Source organism: Sulfurimonas iocasae (assembly GCF_047716755.1).
Classification (GTDB): Bacteria; Campylobacterota; Campylobacteria; order Campylobacterales; family Sulfurimonadaceae; genus Sulfurimonas.
Genome location: NZ_CP180409.1, coordinates 1586141 through 1607261, shown reverse-complemented (window position 1 = coordinate 1607261; position 21121 = coordinate 1586141). Strand labels below are relative to the sequence as shown.

The window sequence follows — 21121 nt, the reverse complement described above, 5'->3', positions numbered from 1 at the left end:
TAGAAGGATAGTAAGATGAGTGAACCTACTTTAGAAAGTATTGAAGATTACGATACATTAAAAGGTGAAAAAAAGAAAGTTATTTGGGCTGTTGTAGTAGCAAGTCTGATTATGGGTGTTATTTATACTATTGCTTCAAGCTATTATGAAGGGGATGAGCCTACATCTCAAGATAAAACATACAAAACTGTACCAATGAGATAAGAAGTTTCGATACAATACCAAAAAAAATTAAGGTCATCAAATGTTAATGACAATTGTCACTATCTATACTCTGTTCGTTCTAATCTCTATTTACACAAGTGTAATGCAAATCGGTTATGTAAATATAGCTAAAAGAAAAGAAGCCATCTTACTCTCAGATGCAGACTTCCTAAAAGCGGGTAATTATGCCGTTGCAAAGGAGAAGATGTCTATAGTAAGTTCATTTATAGATTATCTTATGTTTATAGCCTGGATTGGATTTGGTATTTCATATCTTTCAAACAATATGATTTTTGATAATGAAGCGTTTATGAATATTGCTATTGTTATGGGCTTTGTTGTAATCAACTCAGTTCTTTCACTGCCTTTTTCATACTATGAAAAATTTGTACTAGATGAGAAGTTTGGCTTTAACAAATCTACTATGGCTCAGTGGGTAAAAGATACTCTTATCTCTTTTGTTATGACACTTGTGCTTGGCTCTTTAGTCGTGTGGGGGATTTACGCTATTATCACTAACTTTGCTCTTTGGTGGTTATGGAGTTTTGTATTTATCTTTGGTGTAGTAGTACTAATAAATATGCTCTATCCTGCTTTTCGTGCAATGTTTTTTGACAAACTTACTCCGCTACAAGATGAAGCTCTAGATTCTGAGATAAAAACTCTTATGCAAAAGACCGGTTTTGTAAGTTCTGGTGTCTTTGTAAGTGATGCATCTAAGAGAGATGCTAGACTAAATGCTTATTTTGGCGGATTTGGAAAAGCCAAGAGAGTTGTGCTTTATGACACACTCATAGAAAAGCTTAGTACAAAAGAACTTTTAGCAGTTTTAGGACATGAACTGGGACACTTTGCTCATGGTGATATCTATAAAAACATAGCTTTAGTTGGTGTAATGCTCTTAGCAATGTTTGGAATTTTTGGAAATCTGCCAGACTCTCTTTATTTAGAATTGGGAATAAGCCAAGAACCATACTTAGTTATGATTCTTCTTATGCTGTTTATGCCGGTTTTAGGATTTATTATGATGCCAATCATGGGAATTGTCAGTCGCCACAATGAGTATGCGGCAGATAGAATGGGAAGTGAATTAGCAGGAAAAGGCGGAGAAATAGAGCTAGCAAATGCACTTAAAAAGCTCGTAACTGAGAATAAAAGTTTTCCTCTTTCTCATCCTATCTATATCTTTTTTCACTACACTCACCCTCCAGTACTAGAGAGGTTAAAAGAACTTGGTGTTGATGTGGGAAATGTGGATAAAAGGGCTTTAGAGGGCAAATGCGAAGCCAACATATAGTTAAAAATGTCTTAGCAGATATTACCTCTGCTTTAAATCCTTTTATAGAGCGAGCCTCTAGAGAAGCTCAACTTCTTGTTATGATGCACTTGCAAGTTGATGAACTTTGGCTTATTACTAATCAAAGCAGTGAAGTTGCAAATGTAGATTCATTGTATGAATGGGTAGAGCGAAGAGCTAAAAATGAGCCTTTGGAATACATTACAAATAGAGTGAGTTTTTACAGCCAAGAGTTCTATATATCACCTGGCGCTCTTATCCCTCGTCCTGAAACAGAACTTCTTATAGATGAAGTTTTAAAAAATACTCCAGATTTAGATGCCAACATGACCTTTGTAGAGGTTGGAGTTGGAAGCGGAATCATCTCCATAGTTCTTGCACAGCACTTTAAAAATGCTAAGTTTATAGCCGTTGATATATCGCCAGATGCACTAAAAGTTGCACAGGTAAATATAGAGAAATTTTCAATGCAAGATAGGATTGAACTGCGACTTGGTTCACTCTTAGAGCCAATAAGTGAGAGTATTGATTATCTTATCTCAAATCCTCCATACATAGCAGATGAAGTTGTTTTAGAATCAAACCTCTCTTATGAGCCTCAAAATGCCCTGTTTGGCGGAAGTGTGGGGGATGAAATTATTCAAAATCTTCTTGATGAAGCCTTAAAGCGTAATATTAACTTTTTTACATGTGAGATGGGTTATGACCAAAAGGATAAAATACAAATATATTTAAAAGACACAGATTTTGACAGTTTGAATTTTTATAAAGATTTTAGTAATTTTGATCGTGGTTTTACACTAAAAATATAAAGGCGGTAATTGCTTTGAGTAAAAAAATTTATATAGATTTTGCCTATTTGATAATGCTTGCAGCTTCGTTTGGTGCTGTAATAGTTTTAGGTGCAGTGGTAGCACCTGTTATTTTTAACTCAGACAAGATTTTAGTTGATATCTCTTTAGACCACTATAACTCCGGAATAATTATGGGTGAAGTATTTCACAGATTTAGCTACTGGTTATATGTCGTAGCATCTGTAGTATTAATTTATGAAGCAGTAATGTATAAGATGGGTCAAAGAGATGCCATCGCTTTTGCAAGTTCTGTAACTATAGTTTTTTCTTCTCTTATGTTTAGTGCTGTTTACTCCCCAAAAATTTTAGCTATGCAAGCTATAGGATTAGAAGCTACACAAAGCGATACATTTGCAAATATACATATGGCAAGTGAACTTGACTTCAAAATACTAGCTATAGGACTGGTTATTCTTTTTGTGAGAAGACTAATGCTTCTTCGTATTTCATAAGACTTAACACTTTTTTAACAGTTATTTCTTATAATTATGTAAATTATAAGAACTGGAGATAGAATGAAAAAGATTATTGCTGGTATTTTAGTACTAAGTACGTTAATGTTTGGTGCGATGGGTGAGAATAAGGGTAATTCTCAAGGAAACAATCAGATGAAGATGTTTCAAAGTGTTGATATGAAAAAAGCTACAATTGTTCAATCTGGAGATGCGAAGATGTATTGTCCAGCTTGTGGAATGACACTTCCAATGTTTTATAAAACAAATCACGCTGCGACTCATGGTGATCACACTGAACAATATTGTTCACTCCATTGTTTAGCAGAGACAAACATAAAAAACAAAAATTCTCTTAAAGATATTAAAGTTGTTGATGTTACAACTCTTAAGTTTATAGATGCGTCTACTGCTACTTATGTAGTAGGTAGTAGTAAAAAAGGCACTATGAGTATGACAAGCAAGTACGCTTTTGCTAAAAAAGAAGATGCTAAAGCTTTCTCTGAAAAATTTGGCGGAAAAGTACTTAATTTTGAAAATACTTACGCTATTGCTTCAAAAAGCTTAGAAAAAGAGATGAAAATGATTGCCCAAAAACAAGCGATGATGGCTAAAAAAGGAGAGATGATGTACAACAAGATGTGTAAAAAAACAGATCTTAAGTTCAACTCAACTGCTGAGGCTAAAGCATTTGTAAAGACAAGTAAGATCTGTGGAGATATGAATGGCAAAAAACTTCAAGCTGTCGGCATCTACTTAGGCAGAAGATAGGCTATAACTACACTTATCGAGGCTATACTAGCTATGGTCTCGATGCTTTTCAAGTTATCATAAATAATTTCAGATAAAATAATACTTCTGTAATTAAGGATTTTTATGACAACATTAAAGATATTTATATTAATCACTTTATTAATTTTCTCTTCATTAAATTTAAATGCAAAAAACTTTTCAAAAATTGCTTCCAAAGAACCTGTATTAGTCCAAAAAGGACATGAAAAACATTGGTGTCCAGTCTGTGGGATGAACCTAAAAATGTTTTACAAGACAAATCATACTTCACAACTTCAGAACAAAACCACAAGACAATACTGTTCTATGAGGTGTTTAGTCATAGACAAAGAAGAGTATGGTATAGAGAGTTCTAGCATAAAGGTCATTGATGCATCTAGTGAAAAACTCATAGATGCTTCTAGTGCTTACTATGTTTTAGGCTCTTATGTAAAAGGAACTATGAGCAAAAAAAGTAAACTAGCCTTTGCTTTAAAGTCAGATGCAGATAAATTTGCAAAAAAATATAAAGGCAAAGTAGTCTCATTTGAAGAAGCTATGAAATCTGCAAAAGAGTCTCTTCTCTCTGACACTGAGGCTATAAAGAAGAAAAAAGTTAAAAAAATATATCCTATGGGTAAAAAGATTTTTGATAAAAAATGTAAACAAGATATAGATGCTACAAACTACATAGAGATAAATGAGCTAAAAGCTGACATACAAAAGAGTAAACTATGTAAACCTCTAAAAGAGAAACAGCTTCAAGCTCTGGCTCTTTACCTTTGGGAAGTAAAAAGATTTGGTGACTTGGGTGATATTAAGGGCAAGATACATGTTACTAAAGATGAGAAGTGCCCTATATGTGGAATGTTTGTTTATAAGTATCCAAAATGGGCCGCACAGATATTCTACAAAGATATGCACTACTCATTTGACGGCGTGAAAGATCTGATGAAGTACTACTTTGAACACAAAGGTGGCATCTCAAAAATCTTAGTGACAGATTACTACTCTCAAAAAGCCATAGAAGCTAGAGAGTCTTATTTTGTTATAGGAAGTGATGTTTACGGACCGATGGGAGATGAACTTATTCCTTTTGAAAAGCTATCAGATGCCAAGACATTTAGTCTGGATCACAAGGGTGTTAAAGTCTTGAAGTTTGAATCGATTAAAGCAGATGAAGTGAATAAACTAGATGAATAAGTATCTCTACACTCCAAAAACTCCTCGTTTGTTATTAATACTTTTTTTTATTATGGCTATTTTAGTTTTAGAGAGTATCTATCTAAGTGCTACAAAAACTCTTAGTCAAGAGTCGCAAACTAAAAGAAAAGAGTTTGTAGCTCTTAGCGGTCTTCCTGATTTGGCAATTTCAACTGAAGCTACTTTTATTAGACATAGAAGCATGAGTGATATGTTCTCAATATACAAAGATGATGGAAGTCTTAGAGAGTACTTTCCATCTACTTATGCCTATTCACACTCTCATATTATAAATGGACACGCAAATGCGCAGTAAAATTAATTTTTACCTTATAGAGTACGCTATAAATGCAATACTTAGACAGAAGTATAAAAGCTTTTTCATTACAACTATTTTAACACTTCTTATTTTTCTTTTAACGAGTATCTTTTTTATAACCAACTCCATTAAGTATGAGCTGATGTCTACTGTAGATGCTCTTCCTGAGATAGTTGTTCAAAAGATTAAAGGAGGAAGACATTACGACATAGATGTACAGATGCAAGATGAGATATTGGAAATTACTGGAGTTGTAGATGTTGTCGCTCGTGTGTGGGGTTACTACTACTTTGAAAATGCTGGAGTAAATTTCTCTATAGTAGGAGTTGATAAATTTGAAGCTCAGTATAAAGAATCACTCTCTAGAGTAGTTAAAAATGGAGAGCTAGGAGATAGTACAAATAGTTTTATGGTTGTTGGAAACGGAGTTGAAAAAACTATGCACGACAACTACTATAAAGAATACTTTAACTTCATAAAACCAGATGGAACTCTAAAAAAAGTAGATGTAGTAGGAGTTTTTGACGGTGATACTCAGCTAGAATCTAACGACATGATAGTCATGTCAAAAGATAATGTCAGAGAGATATTTGACATAGAAGAAACAAAAGCAACTGATATAGTTGTAAAAGTCTCTAATCTTGATGAAGTAGCGACCATAGCATCTAAGATAAAACTGATGTTTCCAGATAGCAGGATAATCACTAAAAATGATTTGAAAATATCTTATCAAAATATCTTTGACTATAAGAGCGGGATATTTTTAGCACTTTTTATAATCTCACTGTTTACATTTTTCATAATCATCTACGATAAAGCAAGTGGACTTTCCAGCGAAGAAAAGAGAGAGATAGGCATACTTAAAGCTATCGGTTGGAGAATTGATGATGTTCTTAAAGAGAAGTTTTATGAGGGTTTTATCATCTCTTTTATAGCATACATGGTAGGTGTGATTTTAGCTTTTGGATTTGTTTATATTTTTCAAGCACCACTTTTACAAAATATATTTACAGGTTATTCACAACTAAAAACATCGTTTGAACTTCCTTTTATCTTTGATATTCAAACACTTTTTTTAGTCTTTTTCTTGAGTGTTCCTATCTATATAGCAGCGACTATTATCCCATCATGGAAGACAGCTACTTTAGATGCTGACGAGGTTATAAGATAAATATGACAAATTGTAATGTTTTTTTTGCTTTTGTTTTAAAATAAGATAGTATTTTATAGTTAATGCTAATAAAACAGTTTAAGGAGTTTAGATGCCAATAATTAGAAATACAAAAATACAGAGTATAAAAAATAAGATTGATGAATCTACACTGTTCTCTATAGATGACTTTAAATTTGAATTTCCTGAAGATGGAAATATTTTAGCAAGCATACAATTTAGAGGAAGTTCAAGCTATTCTTTTAATATTGAAGAAAACCTAATAAAAAAAGAAACTTATAGTGCATTTGGAGCATTATACATTCAACCCTTATCAAATCAAAAAGTAGAAAGAGAAAAAGTTTTACAAACTATTGAGAAGCCAGGTGGAATTAAAAATAGAGAAATAAATAATCATGATAGTATTGACCAATGTATTTATGGCATCGGTTCATGGCTTTTATATTTGAATGAAGATTTGAAAAATAATATTGACTTTAGTATAGATGATATAACTGATATTGAAGATTTTGAGATAAAGTTAAATGAAAAATTTAAAGATGATACAGAGAAGTTTACAAGAATTGAAAAAGAAGAATTAACTAATAGGTTAGAAGAACTACAAAAAAGAATTGAAAAACTAGAAGAAAATTCTAGTTTGAAAGAGTCCATAGAAATAATTGAACAAAGTAAGAATGAATTACAAACATATCCTAAAAAATCTTGGTGGTTGAAATTTTACAATAGAACAAGAAGTGTAAAAAATGTTTTAGAACTTAGCAATGAAGTACAAAGTCAAGTTGTGACTCTTTTGGAAAATTTTAAATAATGCAAAATTTAAATACAGAATTCTTACTATATACCACCCCAAACAGCGATGTAAAAATTGAAATATATATGCATAATGAAACTGTTTGGTTACCTCAAAAAAAGATAGCTGAACTTTTTGGAGTAGATGTTACTACAATTAATGAGCATCTTAAAAATATTTATAAAAGTCATGAACTAGAAGAAGAAGCAACTATTGGGAAATTCCCAAGAGTTCAAATGGAAGGTAAAAGAGAAGTTAAAAGGGAAATAAACTTTTATAACTTAGATGCTATTCTCTCAGTAGGTTATCGTGTAAATTCCACGAAAGCTACACAGTTTAGAATTTGGGTTACTAAAATACTGAAAGAGTATATCATCAAGGGCTTTACAATGGATGATGAGAGACTTAAAAATGGTCGCTATTTTGGTAAGGATTACTTTAAAGAACTGCTTGAGAGAGTCCGTTCTATTCGTGCTAGTGAAAGAAGAATATATCAGCAGATTACAGATATATTTGCTGAGTGTAGTGTAGATTATGATAAAAATACACAGATAACAAAAAACTTTTATGCAACTGTGCAAAATAAATTTCACTTTGCCATAAGCGGACAAACATCAGCAGAGATTATTTATGAAAATGCAGATAAACTAAAACCTTTTATGGGACTTCAAACTTTTAAAAATTCTCCAGATGGCAGAGTTTTAAAGTCAGACACAGTTATTGCTAAAAACTACTTAAGTGAAGATGATATAAAAAAACTTGAACGAGCGGTGGGTGGATATTTTGACTATATAGAGAGAATGATAGAAATGCATATGAAGCTAACAATGGATAAAATTGCAGACTCTGTAAACAAATTTCTTGAATTTAATGAATATGAAATTCTTGAAAATAGTGGTAGAATTTCAAGAACTCAAGCCGAAGAAAAAGCTTTCAGCGAGTACGATGAATTTAATAAAATACAAAAAATAGAATCTGATTTTGATAAAGAAATGAAGAAACTTTTAAAAAAAAGCAGTCAATAGATGATAGAATTAAAAAACATAACAAAAAAATACGAGATAAACAAAAATAATGTCGTAACTGCACTTGAAAATATAAACCTAAATATAAAAGAGGGTGAACTTGTAGTTTTAAAAGGTGCTAGTGGAAGTGGAAAGAGTAGTGTTCTCTCACTCATCGCGGCACTTTCTAAACCTACAAGCGGTGAAGTTATAGTAGATGCTAAACACATATCAAAGCTTCCTGATAACTTTGCATCTGAGTATAGACGAGATAACATAGGTTTTATATTTCAGAAGTATAACCTTATAACTAGTCTTAGTGTAAAAGAGAATATTTTGCTTCCTCTTGTTCCTTTAAATCCAGATGCAAATGTGGCAAATGAGAAGCTACAAAGAGTTATGAAGATGTTTAAGATAGAGCATAAAGCGGATTCTATTATTAAAAACCTATCTGGCGGAGAACAACAGCGTGTTGCAATTGCTAGAGCAAATGTTAATAATCCTAAAATAATCATAGCAGACGAACCAACTGCAAATCTTGATGAAAAACTATCACTTCACTTTATAGAGATGCTTCGTGAGCTAAAGACTCTTAATAAAACTATAGTAATCGCTACGCATGACCCGCTCTTTTTTGACCTTGACTTTGTAGATAGAGAAATAGAGATGCATAATGGAGCTATAGTTTGATACTTACGCCAGAAGTTTTAGCCATCTTTATACTAAATACGCTCTTCGCATTTTTTGGTATTATTGCTTTTGTGCTGAGTGTTAAAATCTATATGGGATGGAACTTAGACTCCGTGAGTAAAGAACAGTATAAGTTAGAAAAACAGAGTTATCTCGGTGCTACGATTATCAAATATATCTTCATTATAAAAGTACCGTTATTTTTGTTTTTTGTATTTACGCTTGACAAAATATCAAATGTGCTTACTGGGGCTATGTGTGGGGCAGGGGTTGTAGATGCGACAGAGTACGGTATACCTCTTATTATACTAAAAATCATAAACTTATATATCTTTGCATATTGGATTGTTCTTCATAATGAAGATATGAAACATGAAAATCAACGATATACAAAACAGAAGTTTGGTTTATTTGTTATAGCGTTCTTTCTTTTTATGACTGAGTTAATTGTAGAAGGAATAATGTTTGGTTCAATTGAGATAAATAAGATGGTGAGTTGTTGTGGAACTCTATATTCTAGTTCTTCAACTTCTGCAATATCAAATATTTTTGCTCTTGATACTACTCTTTTATTGTCTTTGTTTTATGGAACTTTTTTATTAATAATCTTTTTTTACATGATTAAAAATAGATATTTATTCGCTATAAGTAACGCTTTTTTTGTAATCATATCTTTAGTGACTTTAATTATTTTTTTTGGAACATATATATATGAACTTCCATCTCATCATTGTCCATTTTGTTTTTTACAGAGTGATTACTACTTTGTAGGATACCTTATCTATGCCCTCCTATTTATGGGAACCTTTTATGGTCTTGTAGTTGGATTCATAGAGTATAATAAAGAAGATAGAGATAAAAGTTACAAAAAGTCTCTGATATTTAACACTCTTTATGTTATATTACTGAGTTCATTTGTGATGATATATTTTATAAAAAATGGGGTTTGGCTTTGATGGTTAAGTATCTAAAAGTTTTGTTACTTCTTGTTATTGGAGTAATGTTTTTAGCTTGTGAAAAAAAAGCTGAAAAAGGTGTGGCGGAAGTTCACTGGGATAGAGATATGTGTAGTAGATGTGTTATGGTTGTAAGTGATAGAAAAAATACAGTTCAAATTAGAAATCCAGATACGTCAAAAACATATATGTTTGATGACATTGGTTGTATGGCTCTTTGGCTTGAAGAAGAAAAAATTGAGTGGAAGAACAAAGCGATAATATGGGTAACAGATGTAAACTCTGGAGAGTTTATAGATGCAAGAACTGCATTTTATGATACAAATAATGTTACACCGATGGCGTACGGTTTTTCTGCACATAAATCAAAAGACACCATCAAAAAAGGTGAAGAGATTATATCTTATGATGAAGTTATAAATAGAGTTACAAAGATAAATCAATGAAAATAAAATTAAATGATATAGATATGTTCAAAGATTTGGATGAAAATACATTAAATAAAATAGAAAAATTTACTACAGAACATACCATTTCAAAAGATAATATCGTTTTTTATGAGGGAGATGACTCCAAATACCTATATCTTTTAGCATCTGGAATCATTAAACTATATAAAACTTCATCAAATCACAAAGAGATAGTTTTAAAATATTTTCACGAGAATGAACTTATAGGAGAGGTTGCCAATTTTGAGCAAATACCTTATCCTGCAACAGCTAAAGCATATACAGATGTTGAGATTATAAAGATAGATTTTGAAAAATTAAAAGGGATTATCTATTCCAATCCTGAGCTTTCATTTATCATACAGACTTCGTTGATAAAAAAGATAAAAAACCTTGAGACTATCATATCTACAAATTTAGTTTTAGACTCAAGAGAGAGAGTTGCTAAGTATATCTATAACCATACCGATAATTTTTTCACTACTAAAAATATTCTAATAGCAGAGATACTGAGTGTATCACCAGAGACTCTTTCTAGAATTTTAAAGTTCTTTAAAGATCATGATATCATAGATGTTAAGTCTAAAAAAATAGACAAAGAAGCATTATTAGAATATTTTGAGTAGGAATTAAAAATGGTAATTTCAAATGCAGTAGTATGTGATGTTAATGGTGAATATAAGGCAGATATACGCATAGAAAATGGAGTTATAGCAGAGATAGGCACAAAGCTTGATGATTCTGAAACAATAGATGCAGATGGTGCATACTTTATGCCTCTGCTTGTAGACACAAATGTAAGACTGTATGACTCAAATTTAAACTCAAAAAATATTAAAGCTATTTCAGATGAAGCACTTTTAGGTGGAGTTGGACATGTGGTCTTAAATGCTGACAGTAAACCTGCAATCGATAATGAAGTTGTTTTGGAGTTTGCTCAAAATGGACTGCATAATTTAAGCGGTGCAAAAATAGACCTAATGCTAAACACTCTAAAAGAGGATAGTACACTCAGCAATATTGCAATACTTTTAAAAAGTGGAGCTGTTGTTCCATATATGAGTACCATAGCCAAAAATGATGTGGCTATTAAAATAGCAGAGTATGCTTTGATGTATGATGTTACAATCTTTTGTAAGGCAGAAGATAACTCCTTGATAAAGAGTGGAGTTATGCTAGATGGTGATGTAAGCTCAAAGCTTGGACTTGCAGGCATTCCTGATTTAAGTGAAGTTCTGCACGTGTCACGTATGATAGAAATAGCAAGGCATTTTAATATCAAGATACTTTTTAAGTCTATTGCCTCTCCTCGCTCAATCTCTCTTATAACTAAAGCAAAAGAGGATGGTGTAGATGTAAAATGTGAAGTCTCTATCCATCACTTAACTAACTCTGATGAGGCTTGTGAGGGTTTCAATACTACAGCAAAACTTGACCCGCCTTTAGCATCAGCAGATGATGTAGAACTTTTAAGAGCAGCACTTAAAAACAAAGAGATAGATATTCTTACAACACTTCATCAGCCAAGCTCTCCCGTAAATAAAGAGGTTGCTTTTTATGATGCTGACTATGGATGTGAAGCACTTGGTGATGCTATGCCTCTGTATTATACTAAACTTGTCAAAAGTGGACTTCTAACAATGACAGAGTTAGTTAAACTAACATCACAAAATCCTGCAAAAAGTATAGGCAAAGAAGCTGGAGAAATCAAAGTAGGACAAAAAGTAAATGCTTTACTTTTTAATCCAAACGCTAAAAGAATAGTAGATAATGAGCAATCGCTTTATAACTCACAAGAGTTAAGTGGAGAGATTATTAAGATATTTCGAGAATCTAAAAAATAACCGTATAAATCTTAATAATTAAATTTATTTTACTTTTAATTAGCTTGAAATCTTTTTTAAATAATCTACCAGAGGCCCATTATAGTCTAACAAATCCACTCTGTCTGTGACTAAAGTAGCACAAGAGAAACATAATATTTTCTTATATTACAGTTTTTTTTATTATAACCTTTTTTTATCTAAAAATGTGTTTCTTTTCGCAACATTAACTCTATTTTTTTATATATTTATTTTTTATTTTGCTCAAATACTCTATAAAAATCCTAGACTGAATTATCTTCAAAAAAATATTTAATTTATTTGAAGTAAAAAAAAGGAAAAACATGAAAAACATAATTCTTGGACTTTCACTGTTAGTATCAGCTTCAGTGTTATTGGCAAATGTAGATGGTGAGCCTAAGCTTACAACTAAAGAAGCTCAAATAAAAATGAAAGCTTCTCTGGGACTTTTAGATAATGAGTTAAAACAAAGAATTGGTAAACTTTCTGATTCTACTAAAGGAACTCTTATTCAAATATATAGACATCATGATCGTCACTCTATGCAGTCTACTTTACGTCAAGTTATGCAAGAAGTTGGTCAAGATTATGAGACTATGGTAAGTGCTGTTTTTATGAATAACCCTGAAATGGCTGCTGATGCTGCTCGTCGTATTGCCAATCATAGAATACCTCGTGGTGGTTTAATTGCTTACTTGGAACTTGATCAAATCACTGATGAACTTCTTGGCGGTCTTGATAGTATGAATACTGCTGTTGAAGGTAATGCTATAAAATTTGCTCAAGCTGCTGAAAAAGGAGACATGGCTGGTGCTGCTGCTTTACTTAGCCCTATTGCTAATGGTTGTGTTGCTTGTCATGTTATTTTTAGAGGTAAACCTGGTACTAACGTTCATATCAAATAGAGAATTTCCCTATAACGGTAAATGTTATTAATATATTTTAACTAAATAATGACATATATCAATTTTTTTGAAGACAAATCAGGTATAATTGTTATATGAAAATAATAATACTAGATGACTCTCTTACTATTAGAATGATAATAAAATCTTTTTTGGAAGATTTTGGTGTGGAAGATGATGAGATGTTCTCATTTGAAAATGGTAATGATGCTATAAAGTTTATCAGACAAAATGGTGCAGATATAGTTTTTACAGATATAAATATGCCGAAGATGGATGGTTGTAAGTTCTCTAAGTTGGTATTTGAGAATAAGCCTGACTTAAAGAATTCTTTTTTTGCTATTAGTGGTGATGAGAGTCATGGAAGTTATTCAGATATGAAAAAGGCAGGAGTACATCGTTTTTTGAAAAAACCGATTAATGACCTACACTTTAGACACTTTGTACTTCCTGAAATACTTAAGCGCCGTAAATAAAGAAGACTAAACTACAATCTTCTCATTTAACTCAGGATCATAACACTTCTGAATATATATACCGGCAATCGCTAAGAATACACCAGTTACAGAACTGATAAATGCGAGTGAAGCAAACCAAATTAGTGCAACTAGACCAACTGTCTCACGTGGTACATCCATACCATTCTCTTTAGAACTTATGTATGACGCAACTCGGTAAATTTGATTTTGATTTACAAGTCTATTCATCTCATAGTGTAAAGCAGTCTGTTCTTTTTTTAGTTCAAAAATCTTTGCATCGTGGTCTTTAACCTTAGTTTGTATATTTGTATATTTATTATAAAGACTATTCTTATCGTTAGCTGCTCTTCTAACCAGTTCAGCCTTGTTTTTAGCAGCATGAAGGGTAAAGTCTTCTAATTCTGTTCGATACTTAGTTTGTAAAAAATCATTTGAATTTTGATGCTTTTTAAGTTGGCTGTTTAAATAGTCGATACGTGAGTGAATAGCATCTATACGTTTTTGATAAGTCTTACCAACAACTGCTAACTGTTCTTGCAGCTGTTTCTCTGTACCAGTTTGTTGGTCAAGTGCTTTTGTTCCTGTTGCATAGTCTGAGACAGCATAGAGACGTTTTTCTTTCTCTGATATTAGTTTTCTGTATTTTCTCTCAACTGCACCTCTTGTTAAGAAAGTTGAGTCTGCCATTTTTTTCTTCATCTCTTCTTTTAATAAGTCAACTTCACTTGATAGTTTCTCTTTGTCTTTATTTGCCCCTGTTACATTTTGATTGAGTAGATTTCGTAGACGTTTTTGCATGCTTTCACGTTCTTTATCCCATGATTCATATATTTTACTCTCTTTCGCGTAAAGAGAGTTTAATTCCTCATCTATTTTAACTTTATAACTATCATCCATGCCATTTAGTTGCTGGTTGATATACTTATTTTGATTCTCTACCTGTTCATTGTAGTTCTTGTTTGCGCGAGCGATTCTATTCGCATAAGTATTTTCAACTTTATCAATTTTTATAGTATCTATTTTTTGTTTTTGATCTTCAATGTTGTCAATACTATGTTGTATTAAAAGAGATTTACTTTTTCTCTCATCTATTGCAAAAGTAAGGTTGGCAAAGTTACGCTCAAAACCATTTATCATAGTTTCAAAGGTGATTAATGAAAGTAAAATTATTCCAAAAAATAGCATGACTTTCCAAGGTTTATGCTTCGCATACATCATAGCAGTTGCTATAGGAATCTTAGTTGCTTCAACAATAGCAACAAGTAAAAAAGGAAGACCTGCAACTAGTATAGCCGCGTAATCACCAAATGTGAAAGCTTTATCAAATCTGTTTATTTCATTAAATACAGAGTAAGAAACAATTATAGAGATTAAAAAGCCAATTATTACAGCTATAATCTCAATCGTCCATGCAAATTTTACTAAGTTTTGTCCTACTTTAAAAAGTCTTTCATTCTTCATTATGGTTATTTTCCTTAATTTAATATTTTCAAAAATAGTATCTTATCTGATAGTAGTGAGTTAGTAGTGAGTAATATAACTAAATTTATTGCTTTTGTCTTTTTCTATAAAATTCTTCTTTATATTCTGCAAATTTATCTTCTAAAATAGCAACTCTAACTTCTCTCATAAGATTTAGATAGTAATGAAGATTATGAATGGTGGCAAGTCTAAAGTATGTTATTTCTCGAGCTCTAAACATATGGTTAAGATATGCACGAGAGTATCTCTGGCAAGTTATACACTTGCACTCCGGATCAATTGGTGCTTCATCTTCTTTAAACTTTGCACCTTTTATGTTGATTTTTCCAAAAGATGTAAAAAGAGTACCATTTCTTGCATTACGAGTCGGCATAACACAGTCGAACATATCTATGCCTCTTTCAATATTTTCTATTAAATCTTCTGGAGTTCCGACACCCATAAGGTAGCGAGGCTTATCTTTAGGCATGTACTGTACAGTATGCTCAACTGTGTCATACATTTCGCTATTTAACTCTCCAACTGAGAGCCCACCTATAGCAAAACCATCAAAATCCATAGCACAAAGCTCAGTAGCAGATTTTGTACGAAATGCTTTGTCAGTTCCACCCTGAATGATGGCAAAGATATTTTGCTCTTGCCCTATACCTTTTGCTTGCTTTGAGCGAAAATACTCTATGGACTCTTTTGCCCACGCGGTAGTTCTCTCAATAGAGAGCTTGATTCGCTCCTGAGTTGCAGGAAGAGCAACCAAATCATCTAAAATCATCATGATGTCTGAGCCAAGATTATTCTGAATATCTATAACTTTTTTTGGTGTAAAGAAGTGTTTTGAGCCATCTATGTGAGAACGGAACTCTATGCCGTTTTCTTTTGGTTTTGAGATATCACTAAGGCTAAATGCCTGAAATCCGCCACTATCTGTTAAAAAACTTTTTGGATAGGTTGTAAACTTATGAAGTTTACCCATTTTAGCAACAGTTTCATCTCCTGGACGAAGGTACATATGGTAAGTATTTGCCAAGATTATTTCAGCTCCCAGCATATCTACTACATCTTCCATATCGAGTGCTTTAACGCTGCCTAGTGTTCCTACAGGCATGAATACAGGTGTTTTTATAGTTGAGTGAGCAGTTTTTATTGTACAAGCACGAGCATTTTTTGAAGTGGTTTCTAAAGTGAATTCCATAGTTGTTAGTGTCCTAAAATATATAAATTTGCTGACATTATATCATTTCTCTAAAAAACTAATATCTATATCAATTTTTTTTGAATCTCTAATGAGTGTTAGTTTTACATCGTCTTTTACAAATGCTAGTTCTGTTTTAAGCTCAGCTAAGTTTTTTACTGGGGTTGTATTGAAAGCTATAATAGTATCTCCAACTTTCATACCAGCTTTTTTGGCTAAAGATTTTTCAACAAATTTCAGTACTTCTAATTTTTTACCATCTTTAAGAAAAACACCAAGTTTTTTAGATTTCTGTGTACCTATAGTCGATGGATAAAGTATATAGTCAGCTATGCCAGGTTCTGGATTTGTTAGATTAAGAGCAATAGTATAGTCTTTTATTCCTCGTCTTTGGATTCTACTTGGTATTCCATATCCATACATAATATGACCATTACCAGCCAAAACAGCAACAGAATAGTCAGGTTTTTTTTCTATAAAACCGACTATATTTGCGGCCATTGATTCATCCCAAATTAGTTGTGCATGGTAAAACTCATCAAAGTTTTTAAAGCTACCGGATTGATGCATTCCATATATCATTTTTAGCTCTTCTTTGTACTTAGTTGCAGCAAAGTCGATTGAGTTAGGCAGTAGAGCTTGTTGCTTGTCACTTAGTGCATCTATACCTTCCTTAACAACTTTTTTAGTTATTTCTCTATCTATGTTTATTGCAATAATAGGAATACGTTTTTCTTTTGCAAAAAGTAAAATTGGTCTGTAAAGCTCATAGTCATACTTCCACCTTTTAAAATACTCTGTTTTTATAATCATCTCTTTTTCAGTGATTTTGCCTTCTACAAATGCATCAAGATATTTTTGATATGGCTTTTGAAACATCTCCATTGCAATGGCTAGTTTTTTATTTTTTTTGTACATCTCTTTAATTATTTTTAGCTGATTAAGATGGCTTGAAAAATCTGTATGGCTCTCTCCAATAAATACAACTTTACTCTTAGCAATATCTCCAATAACCTTGTTGAATTTTTGCGCTTGTGGTTTAAGCGCTAAAGAGCTGCTATTTATATTGTAAGTTACACCTTTTAAAGACGGCTTTGTTGTCTTTTGTATAATATTTCCGCCTTTAAAGATTACGGTTGAGTATTTACCAAGATGTCTTAACTTATAAAAAATAGACTTTGAGAGTTTTTTCATATCAAATACAGCTATAACATTTTTTTCATTCAGAGGATTTTTAAATAGCTCAATCTTTGCATCACCTTGCATTTCAAATGAAACAGCAATCTGCTTCAGTAGAGAGTTTTTAGAACCTAAAATAAAAATATTATTGTTTTTAAGTTCTTTATACGTGATTTCATCAGCATATTTGAAATTTTTATAAGCGTGCTTGAACTTCGAAAATCTTTTCTCGTCTGCTTTATCAATAACCAATATAGCATTACCCTGAATAATTTTTGAGATAGTTGGAGGAATTTCTTTTAAATCTAGTTTTCTGAAAATCTCATAACTCTCATCAAAAATAATTTTAGTTGGTTCTATGTCTATCTCTATACGCGGATTTTTTTTGCTTAAATCAATTTTTGTGTATAAACACTCATCATCAGAGCATATGGACAGAGGAAGATAACCACTCCCCATGTTATTTGTAATGTCAAATGTTAAAACATAATTATTTTGTATATATTTTAAGTCGATATTGTTTACATTAAAATCTAATGCTCCTTTTTTGTATACCCATGTTTTAAAAAAATCAAGTAGTTTTTTTTCTGATGTTTTTTCAAATATCTCTCTTAGGTTTTTATAAGTAGCCACTTTATATTTGTATTTATTAAGTAATTCTTTTACTCCATTATCAAAAGCTTCTTTGCCTATTTTTCTCTCTAGCATATAAAAAAAGAAAGTTGCTTTTGAGTAGCCAATTGCATCTGAGCTCTCTTGTTTTTTATGTTTAAACTCAATCAATGAAATTTCATTATTTGAATTCACATATGAATCATACTTTATGAGCATGTTTTTTCTGTAATCAACTTCCTTAAAACTCTTTTTTGCATAGAGATAGTCGGAATAAAATGTAGTCATACCCTCAACCCAGTTTCCTTGATATGGAGCATGCACATAGTTACCAAACCACTGATGGACTATTTCATGTCCTAAAGAATTATCCAGTACAAAATCTTTATCAATAATCTGTTTTCCAATAAGAGTATATGTTGGCATTGCATAACCAGCAGGAAAAGGAGTTTCTACAACAGAGAATTTTTTAAAAGGAATAAACCCAAACATATCTTTATATAGTTTAAAGTATTCCTCTGTTTTTTGAAGATATTTATCTGAAAGATGAGAATCCTCAGGATAAAAGTATGTTGAGAGATTCATATTTTCTTTAGTAATCTTAGAATTTATTGTGTAGTTTTTAGATGCTATTAAGTGGAGACTATCTATTGGAGCTTTAGTAGATTCTACAATAGCTGTGATATCTGAATTTGAAATAATCGTCTCATAGGAACACATCATATCAATTTTTGGATACCAAGTCTCCAATAAAATTATATCTCCATTAATTGGTTTAAAGTTATGACTAAATGATATTTCTACAGATTTATTAGCATCTAGCTTTATTAATTGCGGAATTTTGGCATTAATATTTAATGTTGCATTTTTAATTTCCAAAATATTTGCTTTAGAATCTAGTAGTTTCATTGTTGGGTGATCACTCTCAATAGTGGCCTTACCTTGAAGTATGCCATTGTCAACATCTAAGTCAATATTTAATTTATAGTGACACTCATGAGAATAGAGAGTAGATAGTAAAAGTGTGGAAAATAAAAATAATTTTTTCATAATAGTGTTATCCTTCTAATATAAGAAATAGTATTGTATCTAGAATAAGAGAATAACAATAAATTAATGAATTTAAGCCATTTTTATGTAGAATTACAAAAATATTTAAGAGGTGTGTGAATGGCAACTGTAGGAATGGGTGATATCAAAAAAGGAGTTCGTCTAGTAGTGGGCGAAGTTCCTTGTAGAGTAGTGGAATTTCAACATGTAAAACCAGGGAAAGGTGCAGCGTTTGTTCGTATGAAAGCAAAGAGTTTTTTAAATGGCAAAATAGTTGAGAAAACTCTTCATGCTGGAGATAAGTTTGAAGTTCCAATCATCGACTACAAAACTATGCAATATCTTTATGATGATGGTGATATGTATCAGTTCATGGACAATGATACTTATGATCAACTTGGGCTTACCTATGAACAATGCGATGATGCATCTAAGTGGTTTAAAGATGGGATTAATGTTGATATTATCTTCTACAAAGACCAAGCTATATCTGTTGCTGCTCCTGAAACTATGGAGCTTATTATCACAGAAACACCTCCGAACTTTAAAGGTGATACTTCAAGTGGGAGTAAAAAACCTGCAACATTAGAGACTGGTGCGGTTGTTCAAGTGCCTTACCATGTTCTTCAAGGTGATTTAATAAAAGTAAATACTGTTGATTGTGAATATCTAGAAAAAGTAAAATAACAAATAAAATATGGGGAGTAACTAAAAATGGGACTAAGTAATAAGCAACTACCAAAACTAGGTTTTTTATACCTTGATTATGTACTGAGATTTTTTGATCATTCAAACTTTAAAGGATGGCCAAATAAGATAGAGACAGTTACTTACCACTGGAAAAATGATAAAGATAGATTTATCAAAGAGGTAAAAAGAAAAAAAATTGATGTACTAATAGGTAATATTCCAGCGACTGCTTATGAAACTTTCCGCGAAATTGCAAGAGAACTCCCACATGTGAGATTTATCCCATCAATGGATACACAGTTTTCTAACAAATCAAAAGAAAATGTTACAAGATTTGCCTGGAAATATGACTTACCTATTCCTAAGACATATATCTACTACAAGCATGACAACGCAGATAAGTTTCTTAAAAAATGTGAATATCCTAAAATAATTAAAAAATCTTATGGACCGTCGAATTATGGCGGATACTTTGTTCATAAGGTAGATAGTTATAAAGAGGCAAGAGAACTTTATGATGAGAAAAAATATCATCCTCAATATTTTCAAGACTTTGTACCTATGGAAGCTGATATCCGTGTAATGCTAATAGGTCATAAACCTGTTTGTGCATTCTGGAGACGTGCACCGGAGGGTGAATGGTTAACTAACACTTCTCAGGGTGGAAGCATGGACTATAATGATGTTCCAAAAAATGTACTCGATTTAGCTGTAAGAGTATCTAAAGCGGCTAAAGCTGAGTACTGGGCTTGTGATGTTGCATATGGAAAAGATGGCAAGGTTCACATCTTAGAGTGTGCTACAGCATTTGCAGCATTCCCATACATTAGAGATTGGATTGGTCAATACATTATGTGGAGTCTTAGTGAAGGTAGATTTAGAAAACCTCACGCTCCTATGTTTAACTGGGAAGAGTTAGGTAAACTTGACAGCTCAATCCTTAGAACAATGAGACACATCACATTTGGTAAGTACACAGCTAGTTATGATGGTGCATACTTTGGTAAAAAGAGAAAATTATTTGGTGAAAATGAAGTCTATCTTCATATGCTAGATAATGAATACAAAATGTATGATGTTAAAAGAAGATGGAGTGAAGAGTGGCCAAGTGAGATTTATAACTACCAAGATAATCTTGCTTTAAAACCAACTAAAAAATCATCAAAACAAGAAATTCCTAAAGATAAACCTGTTCCGCATCCAACTAAAGATGAGTCTAACGAATCAGAGACTCAAGAAGCTAACATAACTAAAGAAGAGTTAAGCGACTTCTTAACATCTGTTGATGGCATCGGTAATAAAAAAGTTAAAAAGATAGTAGAACACTTTGGGAATGTTGATGAAGTAGTTGGTGTACTACACCAAAACACTTCTATTCTTACAGAAGTAAAAGGTATCACTAAAAAACTTGCAGCTAAGATTGAAAAAGCTTGGAAAAAACTTCTGAAATAGCTCTTGTTCTCGCGTAAGCGAGAGTAGGAGAACTTAGTTTATTAATTACTTTATAAATTTTCGATATAATATTTTAAGA

Annotated in this window: 22 protein-coding genes; 19 read left to right on the top strand and 3 right to left on the bottom strand. The window is 32.0% G+C overall.

Going from position 1 to position 21121, the window contains the following annotated elements; all coding sequences use genetic code 11:
• Nucleotides 1-15: 15 nt before the first annotated feature.
• The 17 genes from ACLHDE_RS08125 to ACLHDE_RS08045 all read left to right on the top strand — a co-directional run bounded on the left by ACLHDE_RS08125 (nucleotide 16) and on the right by ACLHDE_RS08045 (nucleotide 13385).
• Nucleotides 16-204 (top strand): hypothetical protein, encoded by a 189-nt coding sequence (locus ACLHDE_RS08125; RefSeq protein ID WP_415395923.1) that lies wholly within the window; start codon nucleotides 16-18, stop codon nucleotides 202-204.
• A 40-nt stretch (nucleotides 205-244) separates the two neighbouring features.
• Entirely contained in the window at nucleotides 245-1501 is a 1257-nt protein-coding gene (locus ACLHDE_RS08120; RefSeq protein WP_415395922.1) for a M48 family metallopeptidase, read from the top strand.
• Nucleotides 1483-2313 (top strand): peptide chain release factor N(5)-glutamine methyltransferase, encoded by an 831-nt coding sequence (gene prmC / locus ACLHDE_RS08115; protein ID WP_415395921.1) that lies wholly within the window; start codon nucleotides 1483-1485, stop codon nucleotides 2311-2313. Before ACLHDE_RS08120 ends, prmC begins: the two co-directional genes overlap by 19 nt.
• A 14-nt stretch (nucleotides 2314-2327) precedes the next feature.
• Nucleotides 2328-2807, top strand: a complete 480-nt coding sequence (locus ACLHDE_RS08110; RefSeq protein ID WP_415395920.1) for a DUF4149 domain-containing protein — start codon at nucleotides 2328-2330, stop codon at nucleotides 2805-2807.
• Between the two features lie 63 nt (nucleotides 2808-2870).
• Complete coding sequence (locus tag ACLHDE_RS08105; protein WP_415395919.1) at nucleotides 2871-3578, top strand: nitrous oxide reductase accessory protein NosL; 708 nt, start codon at nucleotides 2871-2873, stop codon at nucleotides 3576-3578.
• Nucleotides 3579-3683: 105 nt separating this feature from the next.
• Nucleotides 3684-4781, top strand: coding sequence for a nitrous oxide reductase accessory protein NosL (locus ACLHDE_RS08100; RefSeq protein WP_415395918.1), 1098 nt, complete (start codon nucleotides 3684-3686; stop codon nucleotides 4779-4781).
• Complete coding sequence (locus tag ACLHDE_RS08095) at nucleotides 4774-5097, top strand: hypothetical protein (protein ID WP_415395917.1); 324 nt, start codon at nucleotides 4774-4776, stop codon at nucleotides 5095-5097. Before ACLHDE_RS08100 ends, ACLHDE_RS08095 begins: the two co-directional genes overlap by 8 nt.
• Nucleotides 5087-6271, top strand: a complete 1185-nt coding sequence (locus ACLHDE_RS08090) for an ABC transporter permease (RefSeq protein WP_415395916.1) — start codon at nucleotides 5087-5089, stop codon at nucleotides 6269-6271. The genes ACLHDE_RS08095 and ACLHDE_RS08090 overlap by 11 nt, the downstream gene beginning before the upstream one ends.
• Before the next feature lie 91 nt (nucleotides 6272-6362).
• Complete coding sequence (locus tag ACLHDE_RS08085) at nucleotides 6363-7079, top strand: hypothetical protein (protein WP_415395915.1); 717 nt, start codon at nucleotides 6363-6365, stop codon at nucleotides 7077-7079.
• A complete protein-coding gene (locus tag ACLHDE_RS08080; protein WP_415395914.1) occupies nucleotides 7079-8086 on the top strand; it encodes a virulence RhuM family protein in 1008 nt (335 codons plus the stop codon). The genes ACLHDE_RS08085 and ACLHDE_RS08080 overlap by 1 nt, the downstream gene beginning before the upstream one ends.
• Nucleotides 8087-8755, top strand: coding sequence for an ABC transporter ATP-binding protein (locus ACLHDE_RS08075; protein ID WP_415395913.1), 669 nt, complete (start codon nucleotides 8087-8089; stop codon nucleotides 8753-8755).
• Nucleotides 8752-9711 (top strand): hypothetical protein, encoded by a 960-nt coding sequence (locus ACLHDE_RS08070; protein ID WP_415395912.1) that lies wholly within the window; start codon nucleotides 8752-8754, stop codon nucleotides 9709-9711. Before ACLHDE_RS08075 ends, ACLHDE_RS08070 begins: the two co-directional genes overlap by 4 nt.
• Entirely contained in the window at nucleotides 9711-10157 is a 447-nt protein-coding gene (locus ACLHDE_RS08065; protein ID WP_415398529.1) for a hypothetical protein, read from the top strand. The genes ACLHDE_RS08070 and ACLHDE_RS08065 overlap by 1 nt, the downstream gene beginning before the upstream one ends.
• Nucleotides 10154-10786 carry a Crp/Fnr family transcriptional regulator gene (locus ACLHDE_RS08060; protein ID WP_415395911.1) on the top strand — a complete coding sequence of 211 codons (633 nt, stop codon included), beginning with the start codon at nucleotides 10154-10156 and terminating at the stop codon, nucleotides 10784-10786. The genes ACLHDE_RS08065 and ACLHDE_RS08060 overlap by 4 nt, the downstream gene beginning before the upstream one ends.
• 9 nt (nucleotides 10787-10795) lie before the next feature.
• A complete protein-coding gene (locus ACLHDE_RS08055) occupies nucleotides 10796-12004 on the top strand; it encodes a dihydroorotase (protein WP_415395910.1) in 1209 nt (402 codons plus the stop codon).
• A 323-nt stretch (nucleotides 12005-12327) separates the two neighbouring features.
• On the top strand, nucleotides 12328-12909 hold the full coding sequence (locus tag ACLHDE_RS08050) for a hypothetical protein (protein ID WP_415395909.1): 582 nt from the start codon (nucleotides 12328-12330) through the stop codon (nucleotides 12907-12909).
• A 95-nt stretch (nucleotides 12910-13004) separates the two neighbouring features.
• On the top strand, nucleotides 13005-13385 hold the full coding sequence (locus ACLHDE_RS08045; protein WP_415395908.1) for a response regulator transcription factor: 381 nt from the start codon (nucleotides 13005-13007) through the stop codon (nucleotides 13383-13385).
• A 6-nt stretch (nucleotides 13386-13391) separates the two neighbouring features.
• Here ACLHDE_RS08045 and ACLHDE_RS08040 read toward each other — a convergent pair whose 3' ends face one another.
• From ACLHDE_RS08040 to ACLHDE_RS08030, 3 genes are all read right to left on the bottom strand, one after another.
• Nucleotides 13392-14849 carry a hypothetical protein gene (locus tag ACLHDE_RS08040; RefSeq protein ID WP_415395907.1) on the bottom strand — a complete coding sequence of 486 codons (1458 nt, stop codon included), beginning with the start codon at nucleotides 14847-14849 and terminating at the stop codon, nucleotides 13392-13394.
• Between the two features lie 85 nt (nucleotides 14850-14934).
• Nucleotides 14935-16059, bottom strand: a complete 1125-nt coding sequence (tgt, locus tag ACLHDE_RS08035) for a tRNA guanosine(34) transglycosylase Tgt (protein ID WP_415395906.1) — start codon at nucleotides 16057-16059, stop codon at nucleotides 14935-14937.
• Between the two features lie 42 nt (nucleotides 16060-16101).
• Nucleotides 16102-18900 (bottom strand): ChaN family lipoprotein, encoded by a 2799-nt coding sequence (locus ACLHDE_RS08030; RefSeq protein WP_415395905.1) that lies wholly within the window; start codon nucleotides 18898-18900, stop codon nucleotides 16102-16104.
• A 120-nt stretch (nucleotides 18901-19020) separates the two neighbouring features.
• On the opposite strand from ACLHDE_RS08030, the gene efp reads away from it, so the two are divergent.
• Together efp and ACLHDE_RS08020 are read left to right on the top strand one after the other, a co-directional pair.
• Complete coding sequence (gene efp, locus ACLHDE_RS08025) at nucleotides 19021-19587, top strand: elongation factor P (RefSeq protein ID WP_415395904.1); 567 nt, start codon at nucleotides 19021-19023, stop codon at nucleotides 19585-19587.
• Nucleotides 19588-19614: 27 nt separating this feature from the next.
• Entirely contained in the window at nucleotides 19615-21042 is a 1428-nt protein-coding gene (locus tag ACLHDE_RS08020) for a helix-hairpin-helix domain-containing protein (protein WP_415395903.1), read from the top strand.
• The last annotated feature ends 79 nt before the right edge of the window (nucleotides 21043-21121 follow it).

What these genes read in the sequence shown, in the direction of transcription:
- prmC (WP_415395921.1), top strand. Translation starts at nt 1,483, where the DNA reads ATGCGAAGCCAACATATAGTTAAAAATGTCTTAGCAGATATTACCTCT.
- ACLHDE_RS08090 (WP_415395916.1), top strand. Translation starts at nt 5,087, where the DNA reads ATGCGCAGTAAAATTAATTTTTACCTTATAGAGTACGCTATAAATGCA.
- ACLHDE_RS08030 (WP_415395905.1), bottom strand. Translation starts at nt 18,900, where the DNA reads ATGAAAAAATTATTTTTATTTTCCACACTTTTACTATCTACTCTCTAT.
- tgt (WP_415395906.1), bottom strand. Translation starts at nt 16,059, where the DNA reads ATGGAATTCACTTTAGAAACCACTTCAAAAAATGCTCGTGCTTGTACA.
- ACLHDE_RS08065 (WP_415398529.1), top strand. Translation starts at nt 9,711, where the DNA reads ATGGTTAAGTATCTAAAAGTTTTGTTACTTCTTGTTATTGGAGTAATG.
- efp (WP_415395904.1), top strand. Translation starts at nt 19,021, where the DNA reads ATGGCAACTGTAGGAATGGGTGATATCAAAAAAGGAGTTCGTCTAGTA.
- ACLHDE_RS08055 (WP_415395910.1), top strand. Translation starts at nt 10,796, where the DNA reads ATGGTAATTTCAAATGCAGTAGTATGTGATGTTAATGGTGAATATAAG.
- ACLHDE_RS08060 (WP_415395911.1), top strand. Translation starts at nt 10,154, where the DNA reads ATGAAAATAAAATTAAATGATATAGATATGTTCAAAGATTTGGATGAA.
- ACLHDE_RS08100 (WP_415395918.1), top strand. Translation starts at nt 3,684, where the DNA reads ATGACAACATTAAAGATATTTATATTAATCACTTTATTAATTTTCTCT.
- ACLHDE_RS08095 (WP_415395917.1), top strand. Translation starts at nt 4,774, where the DNA reads ATGAATAAGTATCTCTACACTCCAAAAACTCCTCGTTTGTTATTAATA.
- ACLHDE_RS08085 (WP_415395915.1), top strand. Translation starts at nt 6,363, where the DNA reads ATGCCAATAATTAGAAATACAAAAATACAGAGTATAAAAAATAAGATT.
- ACLHDE_RS08040 (WP_415395907.1), bottom strand. Translation starts at nt 14,849, where the DNA reads ATGAAGAATGAAAGACTTTTTAAAGTAGGACAAAACTTAGTAAAATTT.
- ACLHDE_RS08050 (WP_415395909.1), top strand. Translation starts at nt 12,328, where the DNA reads ATGAAAAACATAATTCTTGGACTTTCACTGTTAGTATCAGCTTCAGTG.
- ACLHDE_RS08075 (WP_415395913.1), top strand. Translation starts at nt 8,087, where the DNA reads ATGATAGAATTAAAAAACATAACAAAAAAATACGAGATAAACAAAAAT.
- ACLHDE_RS08125 (WP_415395923.1), top strand. Translation starts at nt 16, where the DNA reads ATGAGTGAACCTACTTTAGAAAGTATTGAAGATTACGATACATTAAAA.
- ACLHDE_RS08080 (WP_415395914.1), top strand. Translation starts at nt 7,079, where the DNA reads ATGCAAAATTTAAATACAGAATTCTTACTATATACCACCCCAAACAGC.
- ACLHDE_RS08020 (WP_415395903.1), top strand. Translation starts at nt 19,615, where the DNA reads ATGGGACTAAGTAATAAGCAACTACCAAAACTAGGTTTTTTATACCTT.
- ACLHDE_RS08045 (WP_415395908.1), top strand. Translation starts at nt 13,005, where the DNA reads ATGAAAATAATAATACTAGATGACTCTCTTACTATTAGAATGATAATA.
- ACLHDE_RS08105 (WP_415395919.1), top strand. Translation starts at nt 2,871, where the DNA reads ATGAAAAAGATTATTGCTGGTATTTTAGTACTAAGTACGTTAATGTTT.
- ACLHDE_RS08120 (WP_415395922.1), top strand. Translation starts at nt 245, where the DNA reads ATGTTAATGACAATTGTCACTATCTATACTCTGTTCGTTCTAATCTCT.